Annotated in this window: 19 protein-coding genes and 1 pseudogene; 3 read left to right on the plus strand and 17 right to left on the minus strand. The window is 48.5% G+C overall.

The genetic code is table 11. The features are described from left to right. Positions 1-516 precede the first annotated feature (516 nt). From G367_RS0106055 to G367_RS0106105, 10 genes and pseudogenes are all read right to left on the minus strand, one after another. Positions 517-939, minus strand: coding sequence for a hypothetical protein (locus G367_RS0106055; protein WP_157533373.1), 423 nt, complete (start codon positions 937-939; stop codon positions 517-519). Between the two features lie 924 nt (positions 940-1,863). After that, positions 1,864-2,004: a hypothetical protein gene (locus G367_RS26035; protein WP_157533374.1), complete on the minus strand. Its 141-nt coding sequence runs from the start codon at positions 2,002-2,004 to the stop codon at positions 1,864-1,866. Between the two features lie 59 nt (positions 2,005-2,063). Then, the gene (locus G367_RS0106060; protein WP_020412219.1) at positions 2,064-2,708 is read right to left on the minus strand and encodes a hypothetical protein; all 645 of its coding nucleotides are present in this window, start codon (positions 2,706-2,708) and stop codon (positions 2,064-2,066) included. Between the two features lie 653 nt (positions 2,709-3,361). Then, positions 3,362-3,970, minus strand: coding sequence for a hypothetical protein (locus G367_RS0106070; protein ID WP_020412221.1), 609 nt, complete (start codon positions 3,968-3,970; stop codon positions 3,362-3,364). Between the two features lie 31 nt (positions 3,971-4,001). Continuing rightward, a complete protein-coding gene (locus tag G367_RS0106075; RefSeq protein WP_020412222.1) occupies positions 4,002-4,415 on the minus strand; it encodes a hypothetical protein in 414 nt (137 codons plus the stop codon). An 81-nt stretch (positions 4,416-4,496) separates the two neighbouring features. After that, positions 4,497-4,739 (minus strand): annotated as a pseudogene (locus tag G367_RS0106080) (DUF7674 family protein); the annotation flags it as partial. A 240-nt stretch (positions 4,740-4,979) separates the two neighbouring features. After that, positions 4,980-5,291, minus strand: a complete 312-nt coding sequence (locus G367_RS0106085) for a hypothetical protein (RefSeq protein WP_020412224.1) — start codon at positions 5,289-5,291, stop codon at positions 4,980-4,982. A gap of 514 nt (positions 5,292-5,805) precedes the next feature. Next, a complete protein-coding gene (locus G367_RS0106095) occupies positions 5,806-6,219 on the minus strand; it encodes an SRPBCC family protein (protein ID WP_020412226.1) in 414 nt (137 codons plus the stop codon). A 126-nt stretch (positions 6,220-6,345) separates the two neighbouring features. Next, positions 6,346-6,594, minus strand: a complete 249-nt coding sequence (locus G367_RS0106100) for a DUF7336 domain-containing protein (RefSeq protein ID WP_026304956.1) — start codon at positions 6,592-6,594, stop codon at positions 6,346-6,348. A gap of 94 nt (positions 6,595-6,688) precedes the next feature. After that, positions 6,689-7,039: a hypothetical protein gene (locus G367_RS0106105; RefSeq protein WP_020412228.1), complete on the minus strand. Its 351-nt coding sequence runs from the start codon at positions 7,037-7,039 to the stop codon at positions 6,689-6,691. Between the two features lie 933 nt (positions 7,040-7,972). Here G367_RS0106105 and csrA point away from each other — a divergent pair. Continuing rightward, a complete protein-coding gene (gene csrA, locus G367_RS0106110) occupies positions 7,973-8,161 on the plus strand; it encodes a carbon storage regulator CsrA (RefSeq protein ID WP_020412229.1) in 189 nt (62 codons plus the stop codon). Between the two features lie 176 nt (positions 8,162-8,337). Here the strand turns inward: csrA and G367_RS27070 are convergent, their stop codons facing one another. The 6 genes from G367_RS27070 to G367_RS0106135 all read right to left on the minus strand — a co-directional run bounded on the left by G367_RS27070 (position 8,338) and on the right by G367_RS0106135 (position 15,612). Continuing rightward, entirely contained in the window at positions 8,338-8,730 is a 393-nt protein-coding gene (locus tag G367_RS27070) for an ABZJ_00895 family protein (protein WP_211214902.1), read from the minus strand. 92 nt (positions 8,731-8,822) lie between these two features. Next, positions 8,823-9,236: a hypothetical protein gene (locus G367_RS0106115; protein ID WP_211214885.1), complete on the minus strand. Its 414-nt coding sequence runs from the start codon at positions 9,234-9,236 to the stop codon at positions 8,823-8,825. Positions 9,237-9,841: 605 nt separating this feature from the next. Next, positions 9,842-12,616, minus strand: a complete 2,775-nt coding sequence (locus G367_RS0106120) for a valine--tRNA ligase (RefSeq protein WP_020412231.1) — start codon at positions 12,614-12,616, stop codon at positions 9,842-9,844. A 147-nt stretch (positions 12,617-12,763) separates the two neighbouring features. Continuing rightward, a complete protein-coding gene (locus G367_RS0106125; RefSeq protein WP_020412232.1) occupies positions 12,764-13,588 on the minus strand; it encodes a hypothetical protein in 825 nt (274 codons plus the stop codon). Between the two features lie 24 nt (positions 13,589-13,612). Beyond that, positions 13,613-14,035 carry a DNA polymerase III subunit chi gene (locus G367_RS0106130; RefSeq protein WP_020412233.1) on the minus strand — a complete coding sequence of 141 codons (423 nt, stop codon included), beginning with the start codon at positions 14,033-14,035 and terminating at the stop codon, positions 13,613-13,615. Positions 14,036-14,145: 110 nt separating this feature from the next. Next, positions 14,146-15,612, minus strand: a complete 1,467-nt coding sequence (locus G367_RS0106135) for a leucyl aminopeptidase (RefSeq protein WP_020412234.1) — start codon at positions 15,610-15,612, stop codon at positions 14,146-14,148. 189 nt (positions 15,613-15,801) lie between these two features. Here G367_RS0106135 and lptF point away from each other — a divergent pair, with 189 nt between their 5' ends. Together lptF and lptG are read left to right on the plus strand one after the other, a co-directional pair. Further along, positions 15,802-16,938: an LPS export ABC transporter permease LptF gene (gene lptF / locus G367_RS0106140; protein WP_020412235.1), complete on the plus strand. Its 1,137-nt coding sequence runs from the start codon at positions 15,802-15,804 to the stop codon at positions 16,936-16,938. Beyond that, the gene (gene lptG, locus G367_RS0106145; protein ID WP_026304958.1) at positions 16,925-17,986 is read left to right on the plus strand and encodes an LPS export ABC transporter permease LptG; all 1,062 of its coding nucleotides are present in this window, start codon (positions 16,925-16,927) and stop codon (positions 17,984-17,986) included. Before lptF ends, lptG begins: the two co-directional genes overlap by 14 nt. A gap of 6 nt (positions 17,987-17,992) precedes the next feature. Here lptG and G367_RS0106150 read toward each other — a convergent pair whose 3' ends face one another. Further along, entirely contained in the window at positions 17,993-18,484 is a 492-nt protein-coding gene (locus G367_RS0106150) for an RDD family protein (protein ID WP_020412237.1), read from the minus strand. Between the last annotated feature and the right edge of the window lie 37 nt (positions 18,485-18,521).

The raw sequence follows: 18,521 nt of genomic DNA on the forward strand, positions 1-18,521 counted from the left end.
ATGGTGAAGGCCTGAGTCCAAACTCGATGAGTTGAAAGACAGGGTTATCCTACCGATAAGTTCCCAGTTGGATAAAATTGAGGCTTCGCACTGTCATGACATTCAATTCAAATGAAGAGCTGTTTGACACTATCGTTGGTTAGAGATTCATTACGGATAGGGAGCCGCTCATTGAGGACCCGAATGATGGGTGGTGTGGGGATCGGTAGCTAGAAACTACCGGCTACCCGATTTAGACATTGTTTTGACATAAAACCAAAAGAGTTGCTAAAACTGCAGCCTAAAAAGGTTTTGTCAGTTCTCTACCAACAGCTAATTATTCGCGATCCACACCTGTCCCTTTAACCCATACGAAATAATACTCGATGAAAAACCAAATCAGAGGGGCGAAAATCCAAACTCCTAAAATAACGTGAATATATTTGTATTTTTTAAAACTTCCAAATAAATAGGACAGTCACCGATCTTGTTTGTGAATGACTGTCCATGTTGTTTTGTGAACTTCCCTTAAAGACTTCAAACCATATGATTGTTACTGGGCAGTCCGTATTGAGCTGGTCGATCACAACAAGCCACCCACCGAAAACGGTCAGACCACCAACAGAATGACCAGGAGACGTACTCAAAATTGTGTCCGGCGGTTTCCCAATGGATCAAGACTTGAGGCTCACCAGCATCAGGTACCGAACACCACAGTCCTCCATCGCGTATAAGCTGAGTTTCATCAACGTCGCCACGTTTGATATTCCGGCTCTCAACAGCATTAACATTTCTAACTAGCTTGAATTTAATTATGTATCTTGTGTTCGCGGTAATAGGCGATTCAAACCCACTGGTAGAGAGGTAGAATTGTCCCGCTGGTTCGATACGACCTTCCGCAAAAAAACGATCGTTAGTGCCGTGGTAGAACAATTGATCCGAGTGAAATCTTACGCTCATAAGTATTACACCTTTAACAATAAATAGAAAATTATGATAGCCAACCATAGATACAAGGTATAAGAGTGTTAACCGCTATATTTCTTTACTTCAATGGGTGCCACCAGTTTGGAATATGTAGTAAAACGCAAACGCTATTTACTTTTAGGTCTTTATCTTGGCGGATTTCAAACTCGCCGGATTGATAGTTCAGTGTCTTATATCCCACACTTGCTTTTTGTATTTAACCATTAAACTCTCCTCTATTTAATTCGAGTACTTAGTGTAATGCATAAGAGTGTTGAAAAATATTATCATTACCACCATGAGGAAATTGGTTTATTTAATGTGTTTTTACATGACTCCTCAATAACCCGCAGCTGTAACATAGCGAAGCGGGTTGTAAGCTGTCGGGCGCCGAAGGCACGTAATTCATTGACTGGTACACCCAGTACGGGCGTGAACTAATGGGGTAAATGGGGTAAAAGTCCCTTGTAGGAGTATCACCATTTAATGGGTTCTATTAAATGCTAACTACCAGTAAATGGCAACTGCAACACCGTGAGGTCTTGTGGGGAGGAAGCGGCTTGTAAAGTTATGAGCTGACAGACCGAAATATCCTAGAAGGCTTAGCTTGGAGGCGAGTTGGCCAAGGACACCGAAGACGGGTGATCTAGCGGGTAGAGTCAATGATGCAGTTGTGTAGTGAAAGATCACGCTCTTATCTGGGCAGATCTGTTTAGCTTGGTGCTGTGAAGTTGTTGGCGTGGCCGTTGCCCAACCCACTAGCCGCCATCGCGGGATAGAAAAAAAGTGGTGGAGCACAGCAGCGCTTCGGTCAGTAATGGCTGAGGTGATTCAACAGAAGTCAGCCGGCGGCATAGTAACCAAATGCCAAGATTAATACCTTGGACATGGTGAAGTCCTGAACCCAAACTCCATGAGTTAAAAGGCAAGGCTAGCCTGCCGATATGTTTCCAGTCGGTTAAAGTTGAGGTAGCGCACTGCCATGACACTCAACTCAAATGAAGAGCTGCTCGACATTGTCGTTGGGTAGAGATCCATTACGGGTAGGGAGCCGCCCATTGCGGATCCCTGGATGGGTGGTGTGGGGGCCGGTAGCTAGAAACTACCGGCTACCCGATTTATAGCTTTATCACAAATTTGTCAGACTCTAGCTTCTTCGAGACAAGGTCAAAAACTTTGTAGCGAAGTTCATCTGACACTTGTACAAGCAAGCCCAACGTCTGTTTATCTGAGAAATACTCGTACTGGATGATTTTGTTTAATCCAGTATCAAGGCACTCAAGGGTTGTTCCATCGGTGGCGCTGACACAAGCGCTTACCCCTTCAGATTTAGGGCTAATCTCCACATATATGTAGTCGGATGTCGATTCATTTGTTTGATTGTCATATGTTTTAAGAATGCGATGATTAATAATTTTAGAGTTATTGTCCGGAAGTAACCATGTAGGTTCCTCTCCGATTTGACTTAAGAAAAGTAGGTTTCGAAGGGTTCGGCTATATCCCCCAGACTTTAAAACACCGTCACGCTTTGAATAGACACGTATATACTGGATTCCTTTGTCTCGAATTGTTTCTACATCTGAAAGCTCGATTATTTCTTTAGTTTCTTTGTTAGGAGTTGAGATTTCTACCGCATTTCTCCTTGTGTTTTTCGTTATCTCTTGAAAGATAAAAAAAGCCCCAATTAATGAAGCAATCAATAAGAGTAGAAAGAGTATTGAGTTAACTCTATTGATTGTTAGAAAAATCTTATTATTTTCCATATCTATCCTTGGTTATAACCACTAAAACAGGCACGGCTGGAGCGTAGCGTAGGTCGTCCTGCGAAGGGGCAAAGGCCCGAAGCAACCTGCTTGTACTTGGTACGCCCAGACGGGGGACAACTAATGGCGTGAAAGTCCGTAAGCTGTCCGGCCCCGAAGGCGCGTAGTTAATTGATTTGTTAAGACTTAGCGCTAGCGCTACCATGCCGTGATTAGCCCCCAACCAATGGTTGGCCCTAGAAAAAACGCAATTATATACCGCCAACGAAGACCTACAGCTTTTGGTAGAAAAAGTCCTAAGAGAAAGCCTATGCCTGCCAGAATACTATATAAAAGTAACCCCATTGTAAAAGAAGCCAAGAACATCGAAGGCTCTTCTGAGAGAAAGATGTAATGATCGATAACACCAATAATTAGGAATAGAACCATAGGGGTAACTGCCCCTAGGACAGGAGCGACCAAACTACGTTTAGTCGGTTTCGTTACTATGAGATAAGCCAAAAGTGTTAGAAGACCGAACTCTATCAGCATTGACCCAGTTGTTAAGAGTATATCCATATTCCTCCAAAGGCTTAACGCTATGTTCAGAGGCCTATTCAAGCAAAGCTTGAGCGAGGCCGTAGGTCGGAACGTACTGCAACCTTTTGTTATGCCTATACTCTATAGTTGTCTTTACCTGTCCAGCCCACTGTACCACTACAACTACCAGATTTGACTCGAACCTTTACCCATGTGATTAAACCTTCAGTATATTCGTTCAGTAGATCAACTTTAGAACCGGATTCAGCTTTACATAAAACAGATGAATTCAAGTTAGGCTCTAACCATAACCAACTGTTACTGCCGTTTTCATGATTTAAGTGAGGAACAGAATTTGACACAGGCTGATGCAAGGAAATACTTACATTTATATCTTTAGTAAGCATGCTTAATACCTGGACCTTACAAGTGTTGGCGTCTTTCATTGCACTAGCAAGATCCTTTTGTCTAACACCCAACCAGCTCTCTTTGGTTACGTTGCTATTTATATCGCCACTAAGATCACCTAACTTCTTGAAAACACCCTTTAGTTTTGCATTGGCATCTGCTGACAAGTGCACTTTTGAGTAATGTCCTAACTCCGAGGGTGACTGACATATAGCGTTTGCTGCTGCTGTTAACTCGGATATTAACTCAATTCCTGCATTAGTTGATGCATTTACATTACTGGTAAGAATAAAATGCAACGGCATAAGTAACAAAATTATTTCATCTTTTCTCATTTAGATCTCCTTTCCTTTTTTTGCATAATGCTTAAAGCACCGGCGTGGCTTTATTTGTTAGGGCTGCTCTAGTTTTGGCAATCGCACTAGTCGCTTGCTTTGCGTGCCACTTCTTACCGAGACTATAAAGAACTACCATTTCTCCAAGATCCGCTTTACCGCCACGACACCAACCTAATTTCACTTGAACAAGATTTTCTTGGCTGCCCTTCAGGGTCTCATATACCTTTATTCGGATTACTCTTTCCGCTCCACGAACTAAATAATCTTCTTGTTCTTTACTTAACACTCGATGTTCCAACTCAGGGATAGATATGCTAGACACTCTGCCAATATGAACTTCTTTGGCATTTTCAGCCCACTGTTCTGGGGTCCAATTTAGCTCCTGACATGTAAGTGCATCTTGAGCGAAGAAAGCAAGTATAAGGGTCAATAAAATTTTCATTTCAGGTTTATAATCCTAACGCCCACAGCGTAGGCCGTCTTGCGGAGGCCCGGAGGGCACGTAGCAACGTGCCTGTGATTGTTAGAGCGGTGCTTGCCCGTGAAACCCGACATAGAGCCCCTTTAGATTCTTAGGCATTACTTCCCAGTACGGCCGAGCATTATCGCTATTTACTTGCCAAAACAGATTCTCTAAGAACGCGACGTCAATTGCTTTCATTATTCCACTTTCACCGTGCTCGTACTCTGAACTAATGGTTTCAAGGAGTGCCTGATAATTATCAGCTGCCACTTTATTTTTCATTTCACTATTCATGGCATTCGCTAGTGATTCAAACTAAGAATATGAAGAGAATTCCGTTTGACCAACCTGTTCCAATAGTCATCATATAACTTGTCAGCATGTGCTGATATTTCAGGATAGGCTTCCTTAATTTGTCTATAAAAGGTATCTAAATCCATCTCGCTTCTCGGTCTGGAGTTCTAACGCCCTGCACACGGGCGGCCGAAGTGAAGCGTAGGCCGTCCAGCCCGCGTAGTTTGCGGGCGATCGCGCTGCTGTTTGTTATGTTTTTTCACACTTTACTCTTTCTAGTAACGTAAACACTTTATTTGCGATCTCTGCTAACTGGGTGTTTAGCTTATTTACCTTATCTTCATCTTCGGTTGCATATTCTGTGACCAGCAAATCGTCAATATCACAAGTTGGTGCATATTTAATCCAAAGATCTTCTAAAAAGCTAAAGTCATTTCTCTCTATTTTATTTACCGCCCCTAGGGCTTCAAGTTCCCATTCGGGGATACCACGAGACCGAAAGTAACTAGCGGCTTCAAGCAATGCGATCTTAAGTTCTTCTTTAACCATGATTCGAAACATAACGCCGCCGGCAGGGGCAGCTTACCTTGTGCGCGTTTTGCGCAAAAATGGGAGCGAAGCGACCTGCGCAAAACGCGCACAAGGTAAGCTGTCCCGCGGAGGGCCGCAGGCCCGGAGCAAATTGCCCGGCCTTGTTAACTGTGCTAACCCTCGTACACTTGAGCCCGGAAGTAAAGGCCGACTCCATTGCAAAAACTATTTGGGACGTCATACGTAAAGAGATTGCCATTATTGAGCTCTAGTGCTCCCTTAGCTTCGTTTCCAACTACATACAGAGCTATTCCTGCCCCCGAAAATACTACTTCTTCTTGGGTGAACGGGTTAATCCCTACTCGCCGCGGCTTATGCTCCAAATGTCTGTTCAGACGAATGAACTCGTTCCATTCATCAATCGAAATCTCACCCGATTTTCTCTTTATTATTTTCAACATCCTGGAATCTAAACAGTTAACGCCGCCATAACCGGCGCGAGGGACGAGGGTCCGGCGCCGAAGGCGCTTAGTTAATGGCCTTGTTAGTTGCTTTTACTTTCAACATGGCGTTTAAAATTATTAAGGATGCTTTGCCAGCCTTGCTTTTGCTGCTCTGCTGCGTTTTCATCCTCAGCCTCGAAAGATTCAACAACTCTTACTCCGTTCGCCGTTTCAGTAAATTCAACAATTACAACTCGATCATCATTAAGCGTAAAATGTATCCTTTCCCTAGGTGAAACTTTGGTAAAGGAACCTTCGAAATCGAAACCTATAGACCCATCTTTTGCTTCCATTCGATAGTTAAATTTTCCACCTACGTTCAGATTTATATCTGCCTTAGGGCAGCACCATTCATCTAGTGCGAAATTCCATTGGACAATGTCTTCAGGGTTAACCCAAGCATCCCAAACAACAGGAAGTGGTGCATTTACTTCTGTCTCAATCGTGATCTTCATTCTTTTTCCTAACTTTAATCTTTGCGGGCAACTAACGCCGCCAACACGGGCCGAAATGGAGCAGTGAAGCTGCGGAATGTAGGTCCAGCCAGCTTTGCTGGCGTCCGTGCTTGGCTTTGTTAAGCATTACACTGTAACGTACCCCTCGGACCAATGATCTTTGCCTATCTCATATTCATCAATATAAAACCCACTTTCCTCATCGATCTCAAGAGGATCAATTAGCTTTGGGCAACCAGAGAACCCTGGTTGAGAAGCTAACCTTTCAATGGCGCCTAGAGCATCCTCTTTACTTGCGTAGAGACCAATGACTTTTACACATTCATTATCTTCTGCGATGACGTGTAAGTGCTGTAGTAAAAATGCAGATTTCATATTGTGCTTAACGCTTGGGTATGCGGCGGACCGCGCGAAGCGTGGGCCGTCCGGTGGAGGCCACGTAGTGGCTGGAACGAACATCACCCACTTGTTAGGTGACGATTTTAACTACATCAGCCGTTGACTTATCAAGCTCTTTGGCAAGAATCAGCGCATTTTTTATTACCCAATAAGGCGAGTCGGGATCGAACGGTGCACTGGGTCTTGTCAAATTCCAGAGCATCTTTGCAACAGCCTCTTCAAAGAGATATTGGCTAAGTCTGACTCTATCGTTTTGCTTCTCGGCCTTAACTGTCCGGTCTCTAATTGTGGAATGAAGTCCGTGAGCTTTTACCCATCGGTGCTTTTCATCGCAAAACTTCCAAAGCAGTCTATTCGACTCCCGATCAGGAACACTATCTTCAAAGTAATTTAGAAGTGACTTGATCTCTTCAACGTACATACGAGTCACCTAACAGTGTATTCAAAAGCAGCCGCATTATATCACCAGTCAATATATCCCAAGAGGAGAAAATTCTTCTAGCCAGAAAAAACAAATAAATCAGCATGTTAGCTGATAATGGTGGAAAATTACGCTAGTGGATATATTGCGGCTGCATTATATCCTGATATTTTGCTGCTTTTTATCACAGACGTAACCCATTCAAAATCAATAAGTTAATATGCTTTTTTCTGTGGATATGTGCGGCTGCACTTGATCTTCGAGATTGACAGAGGAAGAAAGCAACAAGGTGCATATAAAAGCAGCAAGGTGAAGCCGCTAGGGATGAGCTGTTGTTTCTGGATTACAAAGTGAGTTTCGGGGAAGAGAACCAATCTTAACGGTTATTTTTATGTGCAACTGAGATTCTCAGTTTGTTAATACACAAAATATAGGCACAAAAATAATCTTATTGGATTTTATTCAGTTTGTTTTAGTGTCAAAGCTGCGTAAAATCGGTGGATATTTATCGATATTTGGGTCGTCATTGAACAGCCTTCTGAAGGCCGATGAGCAAAGCGGTCCAAGAAACTCGAGAGAATCAATAATTTCCTAAAAACCATTCCCTCAAAGGAGAACGGTAGCGTGACGTAAAAGTAAGTAAAAGGCGCTGACCCAAGGTGCGCTAACACCTGGGGCCAGCTAACCAAATTGATACACTCACTATCAAAATGGCTATATGGATCATACGCTAGAAACCCGCTCGTCTTCAATAAAGTGGAGTTCATTCAGTAGTTTGGGGCATGTCCCCTGGCTCTGGAGGCGTTGCGTCTGCCTTTTCTACCTCTATGCCTACCGTTCTCGTGCCCCACCTGATACTTCCTTAACAGTTACTTTCAAATCCTTCCATTAAGGGAGGTCTACGTATGGTTTGAGTATTCATAGGAAGCAATTATGTTGATCTTAAAGCGCCGGACGGGTGAAAACTTACGGATTGGAGCTAACGTCTCAATTACGGTATTGGAAGTTAAGGGTAATCAAGTAAAGATAGGCATACGTGCTCCCAAATCCCTACCCGTTCACCGTGAGGAAATCTATAGACGTTTGCAAAAGGAGAGGGTGTTGGGGGATGGAGGTGGTTGAGATTTCGGAACGCGCGAAGCAAGGGCGCGCATTGGCGTGTTCAGTCCGCCGGGTTTGTTAATAAGAGCGTTAACGCTGCCAGTAGGGGAGGCAAGACCAAAGCGAAGCGGAGGTTTGATATCCCTCTGGCTGGTCTTGTTAACTCTCTATGATGCCTTGTTTAAGTAGTGATTTTTTTACAACCCCTGTAAAGAAATAGATAACGACTGCATGAATAGCTCCGATAATCGCAACTGAGAACAAAGAACTGAACCGATTGCTTCATGACCAGATTCGGAAAGTACGGCAGCTCCGAAAATAGCTTGAATAACCACGTTAATAGTGATAAACCCCATCACTACCCTGGTTTTTTCACTTTTATTGAAATAGCGGCGATTCTTATTAGCAAAAGAAGAACATACCCAAAATATCGAGCCCAATAATATTCCGATATTTACGCCGCTATTACTGCCAACGCCAAAGTAGTTAAGTGTAAATCCTACGAGGATAACCAGTATTATATAAGTTAAAGCAAACTGGGTTAATACTCCTCGAATGCTTATTACTTCTCCTTGTGTAGTGTAGTTAATGCCAACTACTACTGCGTAGTATGCTGGCGGGCTTTTTGGAACAAAAAGCGTGACACTTTACGGAGTTAGATTGATGGTTTTTGTTAGGCTCATCACAACTCGAAACAGTTCGTTTCATTACCTTGTACCCATTGAAAAACTGATTTTGTAGCAGTTTCCCATTTCTTCGAGTCATTGAGTAAATAAACCTTTATATTTGTTGGACAGGCGTCTGTTTTATAAAGTTCAATTAACTGCAAAAAACCACTGTTAACAGGATTAATATGTTCGACGGTTACTTTTGCATTGGCTTGATCTTTAGAAATAGTACCTGCTATTTGGTTCTTTGCTGTCACAGGAATAAATACGCCACCCGCAGGCATGATTAAGCTATCAGCCCCACCGTGACACCGCGCAGTATTTGAGGCTATAACCTCATACGCTTCAGCTAAAGGTGCATCTATGCACTTTTCTACAATTTGATAGTGATTGTTTCTCAACTCTTGTTCTGTTTTTGGGATACTCACGCACCCCGTACAAACCAGTAATATCCCAAATAATGAAAGTCTCAAGTGCTTCCCCATGTAAACCTAACCTTTATATAGTAATCATTCTGACCATTATTATCATGATTACCATCCTGGAATCAATCTAACGAAGAAGTGCGTAAGAACCTTGAGGGATCAATAAAGCACATACAAGCCAGAACTCTTGTCCCAAATTCAAAAATAATTACTTTGGTTACTATCCCCAATGAATAGTCTTTCTATAACTCACTGTTAGACCGAGAGCTTCAATCAATCAGGCTCTTTTTAAAAAATAACAGTAAAACCGATCAAAAATCATGCTGATTTCTTATCAGGCATTTAGGAGGGTTGAAAAATGGAGCGGTGTCTGAAGCGTTTCACCGTGCTTTAGGTCGTATACCACTTCGGTAAAGCTGATTTTGGAGCTGACAAACCCATAAGCGATACAGGTATATTACGCACATACCCGGGTTCTGGAGTTGATAAAAAACCGAAAGGCACTAGGGCAAGAAGGGTTGCTTGATTTATATCAAAAAAAGAAAAGGGGGCAGAGCCCCCTTTTTTAAATCAGATCCGCTCTTTATCGGAGCAGATTACCAGAACCATTAAAGGCTGCTGATTTCCTCAAGTTGCTGTTGCAGGCGCTCGTGAGCACCTTTCATTTCCGCGAGCTTGTCCTTTTCCTTGGCAACAACGGCTTCGGGGGCTTTGTCTACAAACTTGGGATTGTTGAGTTTGCCTTCAACTCGTGCGAGTTCTTTGGAAAGTTTATCAATCTCTTTTTGTAGACGGGCGCTCTCGGCTTTAACGTCGATCAGGCCGGCCATGGGTACCAGCAATTCCATATCGCCTACCAGGGCCGTGGCGGAGGCGGGGGCCGCTTCACCACTTTCCAGCCAGGTAATTTCTTCGAGGCTCGCCAGTTTGATCAGCAGGCTGCGGGCTTGCTCCAGCAGTTCTTTGTCACGGCTGGAACCGCCGCGCAGGATCAGTGGGATTTTCTTCGCTGGGGAAATATTCATTTCACCGCGAATATTACGCACGCCTTCAATAACCTGCTTCAACCAGGCAACAGCCGCTTCCGCTTCTTCATCAATCTTATTCTTGTTAGGTTCTGGATAACGCTGCAGCATAATGGTATCGCCTTCAGCACCGGCGAGGGTTTTTACACGCTGCCAGATTTCTTCGGTGATAAACGGCATCAGCGGGTGGGCCAGACGCAAAATGGTTTCCAGTACGCGGATCAGGGTGCGGCGGGTTCCTTTCTTCACTGCGTCGGAGGCGTTGTCGTCCCACAGTACCGGTTTGGACAGCTCCAGGTACCAGCTGCAGTACTCGCTCCAGACAAAGTCGTACAGGGCCTGGGAGGCGAGGTCGAAGCGGTAGGTGTCCATGGCTTCGCGTACGGTGATTTCGGTGCGCTGCAGCTGGGAAATAATCCAGCGGTCGGCGATGGTCAGTTCATAGTCGCTGCTGTTGTCCTGGCCACAGTCCTGTCCTTCGCAGTTTTGCAGCACGTAGCGGGAGGCGTTCCATATCTTGTTACAGAAGTTGCGGAAGCCTTCGATACGGCCTACATCAAACTTGATGTCGCGGCCGGTGGATGCCAGTGAGTAGTAGGTGTAGCGCAGGGCATCGGTACCGTAGGCTTCGAGCCCTTCGGGGAAGTCCTTGCGGGTTTGCTTTTCGATCTTCTCGCGCAGGTGCGGCACCATCATGCCGGAGGTGCGCTTGGCTACCAGGCTCTCCAGGTCGATACCGTCGATCAGGTCGATAGGATCGATCACGTTGCCCTTGGATTTGGACATCTTCTGGCCGTGATTGTCGCGCACCAGGCCGTGCACGTACACGGTGTTAAACGGTACTTCCTTCTTGAAGTAGAGGGTCAGCATCATCATGCGTGCAACCCAGAAGAAAATAATATCGAAGCCGGTGACCAGTACGGAGCTGGGGTGGAAAGCTTTCAGTTCTTCGGTATCTTCTGGCCAGCCCAGGGTACCGAAGGTCCACAGGCCGGAGGAGAACCAGGTGTCGAGTACGTCGTCGTCCTGGCGCAGGCTGATGTCGGCGCCCAGGTTGTGCTTCTCGCGCACTGCCTCTTCGCTGCGGCCAACGTAGACATTGCCGTCGTTGTCGTACCAGGCGGGGATGCGGTGGCCCCACCACAGCTGGCGGGAAATACACCAGTCCTGGATATCGCGCATCCAGGAGAAGTACATGTTTTCGTAGTTTTTCGGTACGAACTCAACGCGGCCATCTTCAACAGCGGCGATGGCTTCATCGGCCAGGGGCTGGGTTTTTACGTACCATTGATCGGTGAGCCAGGGCTCGATCACGGCGCCGGAGCGGTCTCCGTGGGGTACCTTGAGGGTGTGGGGTTCTACTTTTTCCAGCAGGCCGAGAGCGTCCAGGTCATCGACAATCTGGGTGCGCGCGGCAAAGCGCTCCATGCCTCGGTATTTTTCCGGCACTGCGTCGTTCAGGTGGGCGTCGGCATCGAGGATGTTGATCATCTCGAGGTTGTGGCGCTGGCCCATTTCGTAGTCGTTGAAGTCGTGGGCCGGGGTGATTTTCACACAGCCGGTGCCGAATTCACGATCGACGTATTCGTCGGCAATAATCGGGATTTCGCGATCCGCCAGGGGCAACTTGATGGTCTTGCCAATCAGGTGCTGGTAGCGCTCGTCTTCCGGGTGTACGGCTACGGCGGTATCGCCGAGCATGGTTTCCGGGCGGGTAGTGGCGACCACCAAGTGGCCAGAGCCGTCGGAGAGCGGGTAGCGGAAGTGCCATAGGTGACCCTGCTTCTCTTCGTTTAATACTTCCAGATCGGAGATCGCAGTGTGGAATTTCGGGTCCCAGTTCACCAGGCGCTTGCCGCGATAAATCAGGCCGTCTTCATACAGTTTGATAAAGACTTCCTGCACCGCTTTGTAGAAGCCGTCGTCCATAGTGAAGCGTTCGCGGGACCAGTCGGGGCTGGCGCCCAGGCGGCGCAGCTGGCGGGTAATGGTGCCGCCGGACTCTTCCTTCCACTCCCAGACCTTCTCAATAAACTTGTCGCGGCCCAGGTCGTGGCGGGATACGCCTTCGGCGCCCAGCAGGCGCTCTACCACCATCTGGGTGGCGATACCGGCATGGTCGGTGCCCACTTGCCACAGGGTGTTGTCCCCTTGCATGCGATGGTAGCGAATCAGGGCGTCCATGATGGACTCCTGGAAACCGTGGCCCATATGCAGGCTGCCGGTGACGTTCGGCGGCGGGATCATGATGCTGTAGGGCTTGGCCTCAGTATCCCCGGAAGGCTTGAAGTAGCCGTTCTCCTCCCAGGTTTTGTACCACTGCTGTTCGATGGCGTTGGGCTGGTATGTTTTGTCCATGCGGGCGGGAAACCTTGTGTTTAACTGACTGCGTGCACAGCGTTTTGGCTCAGGATAGTCTGGTGCTTGCTCGGGCTGCGCGGAAAAGGCGGCAATTATACCGCCGGGGTCTGGTGGGCAAAAGGCAGGTTTTGCCTGTATTGGTAATCAGTCCCAGACGCCCAGCTCGTCGACGACTTTTTCTATCTGTGCGCGCAACCGCCTCTCCAGTTGTGGCAATTGCTGTGCAACTAACTGTTCGATCAGGGCCTGGCGCTGCCGTTCCTTCTCGGTTGGCTCCAGCTGGTCGGCAGGCTCCCCTTCTTCAGTAATGGCTTGGGCCATTGCCAGGGCCTGAGTGCGTGTACCTGCGCTGGTGGGGTCTACCGGCTCTGGACTTTGGGCATCCTGGTCTACACCGGTGGGAACCTTGCCACCAGTGAGGCGCGCACGAATATGGGCAGGCAAGAAAGGGTTTTCCTGGGCGGGGCTGCTCTCTGCCTGAGCTTGCTTCGCAGTTTCAGTTATCCCTCTGCCAGTCGCTTCAGGATCTGTCACCTCGGTTTCAGTCTCAGTTGGGGGCAATTCCTGTAGTGGACGCAGCAATGCCAGGTCGGACTCAGCTAGCTGCATTTCGCACTCTGAAGGGGCAACTTCTTCCACCGGCGAGAATAGAATAGGCAGATCCGCCGTATCCAGGGCATCCTCCTCTAATGTAGGAGCTGGTTGTTGCTGAGACATAGAGTCTGTTGATGAAGGGAGATCCGATGGTGGCTCGGCAGTAAGGGTGGGGACCTCTACCTGGGATCGGGGCTCTGGTGTCTGTTGGGGAGTGCCTTGCCCGTGAGGGCCGGCTACTTGATTGAGCAGGGGAATTTCGTCCAGGTCGTCGCTATTAAGGAGGTCGTGCAACGAACTGAGCTCGCTGAGCAATTCGCTGGGCTGCTTGCGTTGTTGTCCGCGCTGCTTGTGTTTGTTCTTTCGACCGGACATAGCGGTAGTGAGTAATTACATGCCTTAGTTGATCTTATGGGATTGTAACGGATATCCGCGATCACGGAAGTGACCAAATCGTAATCGTGAACGCTGCAGTGTATCTGGATGTTGTACAACTATCTCCGCAAGGCGCTCAAAGCGGCTGAACCACTTGGGCACTTTGCTACATAAATTAATCAGCAGTCCATGGTGAGTTCCCGGATCTTCCCCGCTATTAATTTCAATGGCTGAGTGCTGCTCTTCGCTTTGAGCAGCATGTGGGAGAAAGCTGTCTTCGCGAAAAGTCCACAATAGCTGGTCGATCTGGCTGGCGTGGTCCCGGTTATCGACGGCAACCAGCACGCGCAATCCACTGCGGTAAGCCTTTTCCGCAAGGCGACAGGCGAAAATATCCGCTTGTTGGGGCTGGTCGGATGAAAGGATATAAAAGTCGATTCGAGTCATCGAGGGCGCCGGTGAAATTCTTGTCCATGCAGAAAAGACAGACGGCCCCACCGGAGCCGTCCTATCAGCTACCCACCGTAAAGTGGGCGGCTATTGTGCGCGTTTAGCGCTTATTTGCCCAGGAGGTATTCAACTAGTAGTGGAACCGGGCGGCCTGTAGCGCCTTTGGCGGCGCCAGACTTCCAGGCACTACCTGCGATGTCCATATGTGCCCAGTTGTAATCCTTGGTGAATCGCGCCAGGAAGCATGCGGCAGTAACAGAGCCCGCCTCGCGGCCGCCAATGTTTTGCATATCGGCAAAGTTGGAGTCCAGCGAGGGTTGATATTCATCCCACAGAGGCATTTGCCAGGCGCGGTCTCCGGTAGTCTCGCCGGCCTTGATCAGCTCTTTAGCGAGCTTTTCGTTATTGGCATACAGGCCTGTTGCATGGTGACCAAGGGCAATAACACAGGCACCAGTCAGGGTAGCGATATCAATAACAGCACGGGGTTTGTACTTGCCGGCATAAGTAAGGGCATCGCAGAGTACCAGGCGGCCTTCGGCATCGGTATTCAGGATCTCGATGGTTTTACCTGACATTGAGGTCACAATGTCACCGGGCTTGCTGGCGCCGCCACTGGGCATGTTCTCTGCGGCAGCAACCATGCCCACAACATTGATCGATGGCTTCAGCTCTAATAGTGCATTCATCACACCGAAGACACTGGCAGCACCACCCATGTCGTACTTCATTTCATCCATAGCCAGGCCGGGCTTGATGCTGATGCCGCCGCTATCAAAAGTGATGCCCTTGCCGACCAGTACAATCGGCTTGTCACTGGCTTTACCACCTTTGTAGTTCATGGCAATCAAGGCCGGCGGCTGGTCGCTCCCCTTGGCAACACTCAGCAGGGCACCCATGCCCAGGGCTTTCATTTTCTTTTCATCAAGGACCGTGGTAGTGAGTTTTGTGTGTTTTTTGGCCAATGCGCGAGCTTCACTTGCCAGGTAATTGGGGGTACAGATGTTGCCTGGCATATCGCCCAGTTCACGGGCTACATTACTACCGATTGCTTGGGCTGCCCCGATATCGATTCCAGATTGAATAGATTTGAGTTGCTTTCGCTCCAGGCCGTGTACCGTGAACTTGCTCAAGGGATAGGGCTTTGCGTCAGTCTGGCACTGGGTGAAGCGGTAGGTGGCAAGTCCGGCTGCCATTGCAATTTGCTGTGCTTGCCAGGACTTGTCTGCACCGTCTACATCCAGTTCACACAGATAAGAAGTGGCGTCCTTGAACTTTTTAGCCGCTGTAGCGCTGGTCGTGGCCAGCTTGCGGAATTCAGCCTGGGTGAGAGCACCCTTGCCGGCACGAACGACCAGTACGCGATCACTGGGACCTTCGATCAAGTCAATCAGTTGGGTGCTGCCTGGCTTGGTGCCGAGGTCACCGCGCTTGAGGATTTTGCCAATCACTCCCCCGGTGAGTTTATCTAGGCTTTTTCCACTGTGGGTAAGGCTGTTTTTGGCATCTGCCGAAATAATGGAGCAGGCTGTGCGCTGTTTGGTGATATCCAAAACCTTGGCGGAGAACTGCATTTTTAGCTTTCCTTAAAATCTGACAAAAGATTGCATGGCTCAGAGCCGAGACATAGCAAGAATTTTTAGTGATAATGCGTCGCACAAGTTTAACCTGCCCGTCTTTGGAATGCTGTAGTCGGTGGGAAACTTGTTCATTTTGAGTCCAGATTTCATCACACCGCTGTCACCAAGGAATACGTTCGCCCTGTGATTATTTTCCGCTACCTCTGCCGTGAGCTGCTGTTTGCCACGCTGGCAGTCAGCGCTGTTTTACTTTTAATGGTGATGAGTGGCCGATTTGTTAAATACCTGGCGGAGGCTGCCGCGGGTGATATCTCGGCTAATATTCTTTTCTCCCTGATGGGGTTCCGTCTGCCGGGGTTCCTTGAACTTGTGCTGCCTCTGGGGCTTTTCGTTGGGATACTGCTCGCCTACGGTCGCTTGTACATTGAGAGTGAAATGACAGTGTTGCATGCCTGTGGTTTCAGCGAGTGGCGGCTGCTGATGTATACCCTGGCTCCAGCATTGATGGTGGCTCTGGTCGTGGCTTCCATGAGCTTGTATTTCTCTCCTGCAGGTGTGGCACGCTCTACTAACTTGCTCAACATTGAGAAAGCCCGCAACGAGTTCGACCACCTGATACCAAAGAAATTTATCTCCACCAGTGGCGGTCGAGCAGTCTATTACGCTGAGTCCCTTAGCGAGGATAAGTCCACAATGCAGGATGTTTTCCTGGCTGAGTTGGGTGCGACTGAGGAAGAGACACAGGCAAACCACCAAGTGGTGACCCGTGCGCGCGAGGGTGTGCAGCAAGTCGACCCTGAGACAGGGTTGCGTTATTTGGTGTTGCGCGATGGTTATCGTTATGCAGGGGTGCCTGGGCAGCGTGAGTACAGGCAGATGGAGTTTGACACTTATGAGGTGCTGCTCGAGGTTCCTCAATTGCGCAATCGTTGGCGTGACCAGATGGAATCAGCACCCACCTTGCAGCTATTAAAGAGTGATGACCCCAAAGAGAAGGCATTCCTCTATTGGCGCTTCAGCCTTCCAGTTTTAGTACTAGTGGTCGCCGTGTTGGCTGTCCCTTTATCCCGAACAAACCCCCGGCAGGGGCGCTTTGCCAAGATGATCCCTGCGATCCTCCTTTACCTGATATACCTGGTAACTCTGCAGGGCGTTCGTGGTGCCATTGAGGACGGCAAGTTTGCCAACCCCTCTGTGATTTGGCTGGTGCATCCGCCGTTCCTATTGATCGGTTTGTTGTTGCTGGCTATGAGGAACTGGCGGCGCAAACCCAAGTTGCGCCCAGAAGGAGTAGGGGAGGCGACAAATGCTAAGGCTTGATCTGTATATTGGTCGAACCATAGCCCTGGCAGTGGGTGCGGTACTTCTTGTTATCCTCGGGCTGGATATTGTATTTGCCATTGTCGATCAACTGGGAGAATTCAAGGAAGGCTACGGCTTTGCGGAGGCAGTGCAGTATGTTTTGTGGAAGCTTCCTGCACGGATTTATGAGCAGTTAGGTTTTTCCGCACTGGTTGGCTGTATGGTTGGCCTGGGGACTTTAGCCGGGACCAGCGAGTTGACGGTTATGCGCGCTGCTGGAGTATCGATCGGGCGTATTGCCTGGGCTGTGATGAAGCCGATTATCCTGCTGATCCTGATCGGTTTGGCACTGGCCGAATTTGTTATTCCCAAGACAAATGTCATTGCTGAGAACAACCGTGCCCGCGCGCTCGGAGAACTGGAGGCCACCGGTCTGGAGAGTGGTCTTTGGCTGAAAGACAGCGGGGAATTTGTGCATTTCAACGCGGCCCTGCCGGATGGCGAACTATACGGAATAACCCGCTATCACTTTGACAGTGATCAGGAGCTTAAACGCGTAGAGTTTTCTGAGCGTGGGCAGTTCGAAGGGGATAAATGGCAGTTGGAAAACAGTCGTATTACCAGCTTTTCAGCGGAGAATACCCAGAGTGAACTGGTACCGACCAGTAGCTGGAATGCCGAGATTTCCCCAGAGCTTTTTGCGCTCATTGTACCGCTACCCTCAGACCTATCCCCGAGAGATCTCTGGTCCTATGGTACCTTTCTCGATCGCAAGGACGAGGATTCCAGTCGCTACTGGCTGCAGTTCTGGAAAAAGCTTTTGCAACCACTCACCATTGCCAGCCTGGTGATGGTAGCGATCTCCTTTATCTTTGGGCCTTTGCGCGAGGTAACCACGGGGTTACGGGTTTTTACCGGCATTATTGTCGGTATTGTTTTCCAGACAGTGCAGGATATGCTTGGTCCATCTTCATTGGTTTTTGGCTTCCCACCACTACTGGCCGTGGTGGTGCCCATAATTCTGTGCTTCATAGTGGGGTGGTTACTACTTAAGCGCGCCCGCTGAAGCGAATCACTTTTTCTTTTTGGGCAGCAGGCGCACCTGGGACTCAGATATCAGGTCGTGCCAGCTGGCCTTATCAGACCTGGCCCAAGCGGAAAAATAGCCGAGGCCAAGGCATGCCAATGATATTGGTGCCACTACAGCACGCAGGATACATTGACGCCATGAAAGCTGGACGCCATCGGGATTGGCTACGATGAGACGCCAGGCGCGCATACCAACAGTTTGCCCAGCTACACGCCAGGACCAAAAAAAGTATCCTGCGATGACCGCAACTGCACCCAACTGGTAAATCGGGCCGCCCACACAAGGACTGTAATCCATGGCTTCCGGCTGGCAGTTGAGACCTCCAATTGCCGATGCGACAGGTAAGGCGACGAAGCCATAGACCATCATTAGCCCCATCAGGATCAGCAAATCGTACATCAGGGCCGCAAGGCGCCGTCCAACACCGGCTATAGGTAGTTCTGGGAAGGTAGTTGGGGTATTTGAGGTACTCACGGCAGTCTCCGCCAAATTCAGATGGCGGAGATTCTAA

This window comes from Microbulbifer variabilis ATCC 700307 (assembly GCF_000380565.1).
GTDB lineage: Bacteria > Pseudomonadota > Gammaproteobacteria > Pseudomonadales > Cellvibrionaceae > Microbulbifer > Microbulbifer variabilis.

What these genes read in the sequence shown, in the direction of transcription:
- G367_RS0106055 (WP_157533373.1), bottom strand. Translation starts at nt 939, where the DNA reads ATGAGCGTAAGATTTCACTCGGATCAATTGTTCTACCACGGCACTAAC.
- G367_RS26035 (WP_157533374.1), bottom strand. Translation starts at nt 2,004, where the DNA reads ATGGGCGGCTCCCTACCCGTAATGGATCTCTACCCAACGACAATGTCG.
- G367_RS0106060 (WP_020412219.1), bottom strand. Translation starts at nt 2,708, where the DNA reads ATGGAAAATAATAAGATTTTTCTAACAATCAATAGAGTTAACTCAATA.
- G367_RS0106070 (WP_020412221.1), bottom strand. Translation starts at nt 3,970, where the DNA reads ATGAGAAAAGATGAAATAATTTTGTTACTTATGCCGTTGCATTTTATT.
- G367_RS0106075 (WP_020412222.1), bottom strand. Translation starts at nt 4,415, where the DNA reads ATGAAAATTTTATTGACCCTTATACTTGCTTTCTTCGCTCAAGATGCA.
- G367_RS0106085 (WP_020412224.1), bottom strand. Translation starts at nt 5,291, where the DNA reads ATGTTTCGAATCATGGTTAAAGAAGAACTTAAGATCGCATTGCTTGAA.
- G367_RS0106095 (WP_020412226.1), bottom strand. Translation starts at nt 6,219, where the DNA reads ATGAAGATCACGATTGAGACAGAAGTAAATGCACCACTTCCTGTTGTT.
- G367_RS0106100 (WP_026304956.1), bottom strand. Translation starts at nt 6,594, where the DNA reads ATGAAATCTGCATTTTTACTACAGCACTTACACGTCATCGCAGAAGAT.
- G367_RS0106105 (WP_020412228.1), bottom strand. Translation starts at nt 7,039, where the DNA reads ATGTACGTTGAAGAGATCAAGTCACTTCTAAATTACTTTGAAGATAGT.
- csrA (WP_020412229.1), top strand. Translation starts at nt 7,973, where the DNA reads ATGTTGATCTTAAAGCGCCGGACGGGTGAAAACTTACGGATTGGAGCT.
- G367_RS0106120 (WP_020412231.1), bottom strand. Translation starts at nt 12,616, where the DNA reads ATGGACAAAACATACCAGCCCAACGCCATCGAACAGCAGTGGTACAAA.
- G367_RS0106125 (WP_020412232.1), bottom strand. Translation starts at nt 13,588, where the DNA reads ATGTCCGGTCGAAAGAACAAACACAAGCAGCGCGGACAACAACGCAAG.
- G367_RS0106130 (WP_020412233.1), bottom strand. Translation starts at nt 14,035, where the DNA reads ATGACTCGAATCGACTTTTATATCCTTTCATCCGACCAGCCCCAACAA.
- G367_RS0106135 (WP_020412234.1), bottom strand. Translation starts at nt 15,612, where the DNA reads ATGCAGTTCTCCGCCAAGGTTTTGGATATCACCAAACAGCGCACAGCC.
- lptG (WP_026304958.1), top strand. Translation starts at nt 16,925, where the DNA reads ATGCTAAGGCTTGATCTGTATATTGGTCGAACCATAGCCCTGGCAGTG.